2 protein-coding genes and 1 pseudogene are annotated in these 2,244 nt (G+C 66.8%); all 3 read left to right on the top strand.

What is annotated here, in order from left to right; all coding sequences use genetic code 11:
• Positions 1–492, top strand: a pseudogene (locus tag LQV45_RS26785) (MFS transporter); the annotation flags it as partial.
• A 125-nt stretch (positions 493–617) separates the two neighbouring features.
• Positions 618–1,421 (top strand): VOC family protein, encoded by an 804-nt coding sequence (locus LQV45_RS26780; RefSeq protein ID WP_230009777.1) that lies wholly within the window; start codon positions 618–620, stop codon positions 1,419–1,421.
• A gap of 374 nt (positions 1,422–1,795) precedes the next feature.
• A partial coding sequence (locus LQV45_RS26775; RefSeq protein WP_230009776.1) for a lamin tail domain-containing protein occupies positions 1,796–2,244 on the top strand: 449 nt, incomplete at its 3' end.

The raw sequence follows: 2,244 nt of genomic DNA, 5'->3' as shown, positions 1-2,244 counted from the left end.
ATCTACACCTACATCGCCCCCTACCTCCGGGCCACCGGCACCGGCCTCTCCGCCAGCCTGGTCCTGCTGGTCTACGGCATCGCGTCCGTCGTCGGGGTCGCCGTCACCGGTGCGCTGCTGGACCGCCACCCGAGGCCCCTCCTTCACCTCAGCGTCACCGTGTTCGTCGCTTCCGGACTCATTCTGCTGATCGGACATGCATCGGCAATGGCCATCCTGATCGCCGCCGCGCTCTGGGGCCTCACCTTCGGCGGCGCATCAGCCCAGGTCCAGGGACCACTCACCACCGCCGGAGGCGACAACGCCGACGTCGCCAATGCATTCCTCCCGGTCGCCTTCAACCTGGCTATCTTCGGCGCGGGCATTCTCGGCGCGCTCCTCCTGACCCCATTCGACGGGCTGGTGCTCCCGGTCGTCATGATCGCCCTCGGCATCACCGCCCTGCTGCTCACCCTGTACGGCCGACGCTCGGCATTCCCGCGCCGGCTCTGACTGGCTATGCATTGAAACTGTCCGTGCCCCGTCATAGTCTCTCTGTGTCTCCACCACCCCATCTCCACACAAACCAGAGTCCGGCGGCCGCACGTCAACGGCCGCCACAGAGAGCAGGAGCCTCCATGCCCACACCCGAGCACTCCAACGGCGCACCATGTTGGATCGACCTCATGACATCCGATGCCGAGAAGGCCAAGTCGTTCTACGGTGCGCTGTTCGGTTGGACGTACCAGACCGGCGACGAAGCAAAATACGGCGGCTACATCACCGCCTGGAAGGACGGCAAGTCCGTCGCCGGCCTGATGCAGAAGCAGGAGGATCAGGCCGCGTGGCCGGACATGTGGTCCACGTACCTGCGCTCGGAGGACGCCGCCGCCACCGTCAAGGCGGCAACGGAACACGGCGGCCAGGTCTACATGCCGCCCATGGACGTCCCCGAACAGGGCAGCATGGCGATGATCGCCGACGCCACGGGCGCGTCGGTCGGCGTGTGGCAGCCGGCTGAGATGAAGGGCTATGAACTGGCGGCCGAGCCCGGCGCCCCGGCGTGGCACGAGCTCCACGCCAAGGACTACGCCGCCGCCGTCAAGTTCTACCAGGACGTGTTCGGCTGGGACACCGACGTCATGAGCGACACCCCGGAGTTCCGCTACACCACCCTGGGCGCGGGCCCGGCGGCCAAGGCCGGGATCATGGACGCGTCTGCCTACCTTCCCGCCGAGGTCCCGTCCAACTGGCAGGTTTACTTCGCCGTGGAAGACGCCGACGCCTCCATCGAGACGGCAGTGTCCCTCGGCGCCAAGGTCATCGACGGGCCGGACAACACCCCGTTCGGCAGGCTCGCCACACTGACCGACCCCACGGGCGCGATGTTCAAGATCGTGGCTGACACCGGACAGGGCGGGCAGTCCGCCACGGACGCCTAACCGGCCAGGACACCAGAGCTCTTCCCACCTAATTACAAAAATTGTTGTAGGAAATACCGGCCAGAGCCTTCCCCGAGGGCTACTGGCCGGTATTCTGCTGTGGAGCGTCCGGTGGAGGCACCCGGACACCGCTCACCCGTATCACCAGTCACCATCGCCCGGGGCTTTCGAGCCGCTCCGGGAAGGCTGCGGCGCGTCCCGCTGGGGGGCGTCCCGCCGAATGCACGTTTAGTCCATACGTTGTTCATTCACCCCTGTTTGGATGGGCCCGGCACGACTTGACCAGGAGTTCTGGCCGGCCACTGTCCGCTGCACCCTGCGGACGCACTGCACCCTGCCCTTTACCCGGGGCACCCTAATGAGAGTTAGAGCGGATGAAAATAACACCCTGGAAAACAGCGCTGGGCTCAGCACTGTCGGCGGCGCTGATAGCAGCTCCACTGGCGGCGGCCGTGCCGGCTAACGCCACCGAACCGTTGCCGGCAGCAACCGGAACCTCGCCGGTGGTCATCAACGAGGCCTATCTCAGCGGCGGCAGCTCCGGCGCGGCCTTCAAGAACAAGTTTGTCGAGCTGTACAACGGCTCCGACGCACCGGTCTCACTGGAGGGCTGGAGTCTCCAGTACCGCTCAGCCCCGGGCACCGGTGCGCCGAGCTCGGTGGCAGCCCTGGCGGGCAGCATTCCCGCCAAGGGCTACTACCTGCTCAAGGGCGGCAGCAACGGCACGGCCGGCACCGACCTGCCGGCCGCCGACGCCACCGCCACCGGTTTCAACCCGGCCGGTGGCGGCGGCACGATCGTGCTGGCCAAACAGGCCACAGC

This window comes from Microbacterium sp. Bi128, from assembly GCF_918698205.1.
Note: the sequence above shows the minus strand (reverse complement) of the source record. Positions and strands in the feature narration are given on the sequence as shown.

Coding starts and splice junctions, on each gene's coding strand:
- LQV45_RS26780 (WP_230009777.1), top strand. CDS start 618: ATGCCCACACCCGAGCACTCCAACGGCGCACCATGTTGGATCGACCTC.